Origin of the sequence: Geomonas sp. (genome assembly GCF_035254065.1) — a bacterium.
Taxonomy (GTDB): Bacteria; Desulfobacterota; Desulfuromonadia; order Geobacterales; family Geobacteraceae; genus Geomonas.
In genome coordinates, this window is sequence record NZ_DATFBA010000388.1 from 1 (window position 1) to 6,091 (window position 6,091).

Here is a 6,091-nt window from a genome sequence, read left to right on the forward strand (position 1 = left end):
GGGTGGGGAAGGAGCGCTCCACCATCGCCAACGCGCTGCGGCTTCTGCGGCTGCCGGTCGAGATCAAGCGCGACGTGGCGGAGGATCGCATCACCATGGGCCATGCCCGCGCGCTTTTGACCCTGGAGGACCCGGAGGAGCAGAAGGCGGCCCGCGACGAGATCGTGAAAGGAAGGCTGTCGGTGCGCGAGACCGAGGCCCTGGTGAAGCGCAAGAAGAACAAGGTGGCCCCGGCCAAGCCGAAAAAACAGGTTGAGGATGCCGACACCAAGGACCTGGTGGAGCGGATGCAGCGTCACTTCGCCGCCAAGGTCGCCATCAAGCGCGCCGGGCGCGGCGGCAAGCTGGAGATCAGCTTCGGCGACCTGAAAGAGCTCACCCGCATAATAGATATTCTTAATATTTAAAACGACATTTCACAACTTTTTCCCGCATCCATACCCTTTCCCTCGTAACGGAAGGGGGCACGCCTGTTATTTTCGAGACGGTTACCGAAAAACAATTTTCCGCTACCTGAAACTCCCCCTCCCCTTCAAGGGGAGGGCCGGGGTGAGGATGGGGTGCAAAGGCCCACCTGCCTGGAAGTGACAAAAGCAATCCCCCCTGTCCCCCCTTTATCAAGGGGGGGGACGTAATTGCGGATGGGCCACCCGACACCATCGGAACGGATGGTTGACGAGTGCGTAAAATGCGTTCAGCCAAGCGGAGTTGGTGTATACAATTCTTCGGTTCTCCGGTCAAATTTCTTGACCTTACAGGTTTTCTGTGATAGGTATCACCTGTTTTGCGCATACCTACGGCGTTTTCGACGGATAAATCGTTTTAAATCTGTATACAGAGGTGGATGGGTGATCAATTTAGACTTGGCATTTGTATTCCAGCTGGTGAACTTCCTGGTTCTGGTGCTGCTCCTGAACGTCTTCCTCTACAAGCCGATCAGGAAGCATCTCGCCGACCGGGCCGCTCAGCTCAGCGGCGCGAAGGAGAAGACGGCTGCCGTTGACAGGGAAGTGCAGGAGAAGCTCGCAGCCTACGAGGCCCGTATGCGCGAGATCCGCTCCAGCGCTGCCGACGAGCGCGGCGTCCTGAAGAAGCAGGCCCAGGAGCAGGAGGCTGCCATCCTCGAGAAGGCGCGCGTGGAGGCTTCCGAAGCCCTCTCCTCCATCAAGGCCAAGGTCGCCAAAGAGGCGCAGGAGGCACGCGAGCTCCTCAAGCAGAGCGCCGAGACCCTGTCGTCCGACATCTGCGAAAAAGTTCTGGGGAGGAGCCTGTAGCATGCAAAAGAAACATATCAAAATCATCCTCTGCGCCGCAGCCGCCAGCGCCCTGGTCCTCGGCCTGGCCGCCATCGGCTTCGCCGAAGAAGCGAAGGAAGCCGGCGAGGCAGCACACGAAGCGGGTCACCACGCCGCCCAGATGAAGGACTTCATGTGGCGCTGCATCGACTTCGCCGCCCTGGTGGTGATCGCGGTCTGGGCCCTGAAGAAGGCCGACGTGAAAGGCTCGCTGGCCGCCCGCCGTGAAGGTATCGAACGCGCGCTGCAGGAAGCTGAAGCCGCGAAGGCCGCCGCCGAGAAGAAGTTCCAGGAGTACTCGGTCCGTCTCGACCAGGCCAACCAGGAAATCGAGACCATCTCCGCCAACATGAAGAAGGAAGGCGAACTCGAGAAGGAGCGCATCGTCGCCGAGGCCCAGGAGGCCGCCAAGCGGATCAAGGCCCAGGCGGAGACCGCCGCCGAGCAGGAAGTGCTCAAGGCCAAGAACGAGCTGCGCGCCGAAGCCGCCAAGCTGGCCGTCGAGATTGCCGAGCAGAAGATCGTTAAGAACATCGCCAAAGGCGATCAGGACAAGCTGGTAGGCGACTATATCTCCAAGGTGGTGACGCTACATTGAGTACGAACGCTATAGCCAAACGTTACGCCAAGGCACTCGTGCAGCTTGGCTCGGAAGCAGGGACCGTGGACAGCTTCAACGCCGAGCTCTCCCGTTTCAGCACGCTCCTCTCGGGTAATGCCGACGCCAGCGCGGTGTTCGCCAACCCCGCCTACGGCATCGAGGCCAAGAGCGAGATCCTGAAAGAGCTGATCGCGAAGCAGCAGCTCTCCCCGTACGTCTCCAACCTCCTGATGCTCCTCCTGGAGCGCGGCCGCCTCTCCGTGCTGCCGCTCATCGCGGAAAGCTACGCCAAGATGGCGGACGAGCTCTCCGGCGTGATCAGGCCTACCCTGACCTCCGGCATTGCCCTGGATGCCGCCCAGATCGAAGAGATCAAGGGCGCCCTGGAGAAATCGACCGGTAAGAAAGTTGAGCTGAAAGTCGAAGTGGACCCCGCCCTGATCGGTGGTGTGGTTACCAAGATCGGCGACAAGGTTTTTGACGGAAGCGTAAGGACACAGTTAGCCAGAATTCAAGATACATTACAGAAGGGGTGAGCGGTTCTATGGAAATCAAAGCGGAAGAAATTAGCGAGATTATCAAGAAGCAGATCAAGGGGTACGGCAAAGAGGTGGAGGTCGCCGAAACCGGCACCATCATCTCCATCGGTGACGGTATTGCCCGTATCCATGGTCTTGACAAGGCGATGGCTGGTGAGCTCCTCGAGTTCCCCGGCGGCACCACCGGCATGGTCCTCAACCTCGAGGAAGACAACGTCGGTGCGGCGATCCTCGGCGAGTTCGCCCACATCAAGGAAGGCGATCAGGTCAAGCTGACCGGCAGGATCGTGGAAGTCCCGGTAGGCGAGGCCCTGATCGGCCGCGTCGTGGACGCCATCGGCCAGCCGATCGACGGCCTGGGCCCGATCAACACCACCACCTTCGGTAAGGTGGAAGTGAAGGCCCCCGGTATCGTTGCCCGTAAATCCGTGCACGAGCCGATGCAGACCGGCCTCAAGGCGATCGACTCCATGGTTCCGATCGGGCGCGGTCAGCGCGAGCTGATCATCGGCGACCGTCAGACCGGCAAGACCGCCGTCGCCATCGACACCATCATCAACCAGAAGGGCGGCGACCTGATCTGCATCTACGTTGCGATCGGCCAGAAGCGCTCCACGGTTGCCCAGGTCGTTTCCAAGCTGAAAGAGCACGGCGCCATGGACTACACCATCGTCGTCGCCGCTTCCGCTTCCGAGCCGGCCCCGATGCAGTTCATCGCACCGTACACCGGCGTCACCATGGGCGAGTTCTTCCGCGACAGCGGCAAGCACGCCCTGATCATCTACGACGACCTTTCCAAGCAGGCCGTTGCCTACCGTCAGCTCTCCCTGCTGCTTCGCCGTCCGCCGGGGCGTGAAGCTTACCCGGGCGACGTCTTCTACCTCCACAGCCGCCTCCTCGAGCGCGCCTGCAAGGTCTCCGACGCCCTGGGCGCCGGTTCGCTCACCGCTCTGCCGGTCATCGAGACCCAGGCGGGCGACGTTTCGGCCTACATCCCGACCAACGTCATCTCCATCACCGACGGCCAGATCTACCTGGAGAGCGACCTGTTCTACTCCGGCGTCCGTCCGGCCATCAACGTCGGCCTCTCGGTTTCCCGCGTCGGCGGGAGCGCCCAGGTGAAGGCGATGAAGCAGGTTGCCGGTACCCTGCGTCTGGCACTTGCCCAGTACCGCGAGATGGCGGCCTTCGCCCAGTTCGGTTCCGACCTCGACAAGGCGACCCAGATGCAGCTCGCCCGTGGCGCCCGTCTGGTCGAGATCCTCAAGCAGCCGCAGTACAAGCCGCTCTCCAACGAGAAGCAGGTCATCGTCATCTTCGCCGCCAACAACGGCTACGTCGACGACTACCCGGTCAACGTGCTCGGCCGCTACGAGCAGGAACTCCTCGCTTTCTTCGAATCCAGGAAAGCGGACGTCCTTGCTGAACTCAAGAACAAGAAGGCGATCGATGACGGCCTGAAAGCCCAGATCGTTGCCGCCCTCGACGAGTTCAAGAAGGAATTTACTGCCTAATCCAAGGACGGGAAGCGCATGGCAAACCTTAAATCAATCAAGAAACGGATCGTATCCGTTAAGAACACCCGGCAGATCACCAAGGCCATGAAGATGGTCTCGGCTGCCAAGCTGCGCCGGGCCCAGGAAAACGTGGTCGCCGCCCGCCCCTACGCCGCCAAGCTGGCGGAGGTGCTGGAGCGCCTGGCCAGGCAGCAGGAGGCTGATGCCTCCCCGCTGATGGTCAAGCGCGACGGCGGCCGCATGCTGCTGATGGTGGTCACCTCCGACCGCGGTCTGTGCGGCGGCTTCAACGCCAACCTCTGCAAGGCCGCCGAGCGTTTCCTCAAGGAGCGCAAGGGTGACTTCAGCGAAGTCTCGCTGATGACCATCGGCCGCAAGGGGTACGAGTTCCTCAGGAGCCGTCACAAGGTCCGCAAGAACCACGGCAACATCTTCTCCACCCTTTCCTACCAGACGGCGGCGCTGATCGCCGGCGAGGTGATCGAGGGGTACCTGGCCGAGGAGTACGACGAAGTCTACATCATCTACAACGCGTTCAAGAGCGTCATGAGCCAGGACATCACCCTTGAGCAGCTGCTGCCGGTGGTACCGAAGCAGGGCGCCGAGGAAGAGGTCCAGACCCAGTACATCTACGAGCCCTCCAAGGGCGCGCTCCTCGATGAGCTGCTTCCCAAGCACATCGACGTGCAGATCTTCAAGGCCCTCCTGGAGTCGGTTGCTTCCGAGCACGGCGCCAGGATGACCGCGATGGACAGCGCCTCCAAGAATGCCACGGAGATGATCGGCAAGCTGACCCTGATCTACAACAGGGCCCGCCAGGCCGCGATCACTACGGAGCTGATGGAAATCATCTCCGGTGCGGAATCGATCAAAGGTTAACACTTATAAAAATAGTGGCCTTTCGGGGCCGCAGGAGGAAGAGGGTAACATGAGCAACTTCGGAAAAATATCGCAGGTCATCGGCGCCGTTATCGACGTCGAGTTCGAGCCGGGGCAGCTGCCCCCGATCTACACCGCCCTTCGGGTGACCAACCCGGCGATCGACGACCAGGAGTTCAACCTGGTTCTCGAAGTCGCCCAGCACCTCGGCGAGAACTCCGTCCGCACCATCGCGATGGACTCCACCGACGGTCTGGTCCGCGGCCAGCAGGTCAAGGACATGGGCAAGCAGATCTCCGTCCCGGTCGGCCGCAAGACCCTGGGCCGCATCCTGAACGTCATCGGCGAGCCGGTGGACGAGATGGGTCCGGTTGGCAACGAGAAAGAGTACGGCATCCACCGCCACGCTCCGGAGTTCGTTGACCAGTCCACCAAGGTCGAAGCGTTCACCACCGGCATCAAGGTCGTCGACCTGCTCGCACCGTACGCCAGGGGCGGTAAGATCGGCCTGTTCGGCGGCGCCGGCGTCGGCAAGACCGTTCTCATCATGGAGCTGATCAACAACATCGCCAAGCAGCACGGCGGTTTCTCCGTCTTCGCCGGCGTCGGCGAGCGTACCCGTGAAGGGAACGACCTCTGGATGGAGATGAAGGAGTCCGGCGTTCTCGACAAGGCGGCCCTGGTGTACGGCCAGATGAACGAGCCCCCGGGGGCGCGTGCCCGCGTCGCCCTTTCCGCTCTCTCCATCGCCGAGTACTTCCGCGACGAGGAAGGGCAGGACGTGCTCCTCTTCGTAGACAACATCTTCCGCTTCACCCAGGCGGGTTCCGAGGTTTCGGCGCTTCTCGGCCGCATCCCTTCCGCCGTCGGTTACCAGCCGACCCTGGCGACCGAGATGGGGGAGCTGCAGGAGCGCATCACCTCGACCAACAAGGGTTCCATCACCTCGGTCCAGGCGATCTACGTCCCCGCCGACGACTTGACCGACCCGGCTCCGGCAACCGCCTTCGCCCACCTGGACGCGACCACCGTTCTCTCCCGCCAGATCGCCGAGCTCGGCATCTACCCGGCGGTTGACCCGCTCGACTCCACCTCCAGGATCCTCGATCCGCAGGTCATCGGTGACGAGCATTACGCCATCGCCCGTCAGGTCCAGTACGTCCTCCAGAAGTACAAGGACCTCCAGGACATCATCGCCATCCTCGGTATGGACTAGCTCTCCGAGGAGGACAAGCTGGTCGTTGCCCGCGCCAGGAAGAT

Annotated in this window: 6 protein-coding genes and 1 pseudogene; all 7 read left to right on the forward strand. The window is 61.7% G+C overall.

What is annotated here, in order from left to right:
- On the forward strand, positions 1-407 hold a 407-nt coding region (locus VJ604_RS18415), incomplete at its 5' end, for a ParB/RepB/Spo0J family partition protein (protein WP_414652476.1).
- Between the two features lie 441 nt (positions 408-848).
- On the forward strand, positions 849-1,274 hold the full coding sequence (locus tag VJ604_RS18420; RefSeq protein ID WP_324085026.1) for a F0F1 ATP synthase subunit B family protein: 426 nt from the start codon (positions 849-851) through the stop codon (positions 1,272-1,274).
- A gap of 1 nt (position 1,275) precedes the next feature.
- On the forward strand, positions 1,276-1,893 hold the full coding sequence (locus VJ604_RS18425) for a F0F1 ATP synthase subunit B (protein WP_324085028.1): 618 nt from the start codon (positions 1,276-1,278) through the stop codon (positions 1,891-1,893).
- Entirely contained in the window at positions 1,890-2,432 is a 543-nt protein-coding gene (atpH, locus tag VJ604_RS18430; protein ID WP_324085030.1) for an ATP synthase F1 subunit delta, read from the forward strand. Before VJ604_RS18425 ends, atpH begins: the two co-directional genes overlap by 4 nt.
- Positions 2,433-2,440: 8 nt before the next feature.
- Complete coding sequence (atpA, locus tag VJ604_RS18435) at positions 2,441-3,949, forward strand: F0F1 ATP synthase subunit alpha (RefSeq protein WP_324085031.1); 1,509 nt, start codon at positions 2,441-2,443, stop codon at positions 3,947-3,949.
- An 18-nt stretch (positions 3,950-3,967) separates the two neighbouring features.
- Positions 3,968-4,831, forward strand: coding sequence for an ATP synthase F1 subunit gamma (gene atpG / locus VJ604_RS18440; RefSeq protein ID WP_324085033.1), 864 nt, complete (start codon positions 3,968-3,970; stop codon positions 4,829-4,831).
- A 49-nt stretch (positions 4,832-4,880) separates the two neighbouring features.
- Positions 4,881-6,044: pseudogene (gene atpD / locus VJ604_RS18445) on the forward strand (F0F1 ATP synthase subunit beta); the annotation flags it as partial.
- Positions 6,045-6,091 lie beyond the last annotated feature (47 nt).

Coding starts and splice junctions, on each gene's coding strand:
- VJ604_RS18425 (WP_324085028.1), top strand. CDS start 1,276: ATGCAAAAGAAACATATCAAAATCATCCTCTGCGCCGCAGCCGCCAGC.
- atpG (WP_324085033.1), top strand. CDS start 3,968: ATGGCAAACCTTAAATCAATCAAGAAACGGATCGTATCCGTTAAGAAC.
- atpA (WP_324085031.1), top strand. CDS start 2,441: ATGGAAATCAAAGCGGAAGAAATTAGCGAGATTATCAAGAAGCAGATC.